An 827-nucleotide genomic window follows, 5' to 3' on the forward strand; every position below is an offset into this window, starting at 1 on the left:
CTCCGCAAACGCGTGCTCCTCACCAACTAGCGCTCATCACACACCGTCACCACTTCACGGACTTTGATCCAGATCCTGAAGTCGGACTCCACTTATCAGTCAGTTCTGACTCCACTTGCTGCCGTGGGCGAGGCATCCCGGGCAGAGGTACCGGCTCCCCCGGCGTAGCGTCACACACCTCACCGGCATCGCCGTCGAAACGTGAGCCGTGCCCCCTCACCAGGCCGGGCCGCCCTGCCGCTGCGAGACAGGGCGCCGTGGGCTGGTGCGGTGAGGATGCCGGGGCGAGACCGGTGCTGTCGGCGGCAGTGCGGGCGACAGCACCGGTGAGGGCGCCGGCCCTCAGGCCGAGCGACGGCTCGCGTTGTCGGGCTGGTGCCGGTCGCGATCGTGTTGAAGTTCGGTGTTGATGCGCAGGGCCTCGGCGAGCTGGTCTTCCAGGATGATGATGCGGCAGGCGGCCTCCAGGGCGGTGCCCTGGTCCAGGAGTTCGCGGGCGCGGGCGGCCAGCCGCAGCTGGTAGCGGGAATAGCGGCGGTGGCCGCCGTCGGAGCGCTGCGGCTCGATCAGTTTGGCGGCGCCGAGGTTGCGCAGGAACGCGGGGGTGACGCCGAGGATCTCCGCGGCGCGGCCCATGCTGTAGGCGGGGTAGTCCTCGTCGTCGAACCGGTGACCGGGCGTGTGACCCGGGGTGGCGAGGAGCCCAAGCCCATCGGCCCTGTTGGCCTGGTCGGCGCTGCCCGCGGTGTCGGCCCGTGGGGCCGGTTCAGCCGTATCGGCGCTGGCGCGGAGCCTGGGCTGCGCGCGCACGGCCGACGCTATCGGTG

General features: G+C 71.0%; 1 protein-coding gene. It reads right to left on the reverse strand.

The window, feature by feature from the left end; all coding sequences use genetic code 11:
• Nucleotides 1-342: 342 nt before the first annotated feature.
• Entirely contained in the window at nt 343-636 is a 294-nt protein-coding gene (locus tag ACSDR0_RS50870; protein ID WP_435296180.1) for a MerR family transcriptional regulator, read from the reverse strand.
• Nucleotides 637-827 lie beyond the last annotated feature (191 nt).

The sequence above is a fragment of the Streptosporangium sp. G11 genome (assembly GCF_051192615.1).
GTDB lineage: Bacteria > Actinomycetota > Actinomycetes > Streptosporangiales > Streptosporangiaceae > Streptosporangium.

What these genes read in the sequence shown, in the direction of transcription:
- ACSDR0_RS50870 (WP_435296180.1), bottom strand. Translation starts at nt 636, where the DNA reads ATGGGCCGCGCCGCGGAGATCCTCGGCGTCACCCCCGCGTTCCTGCGC.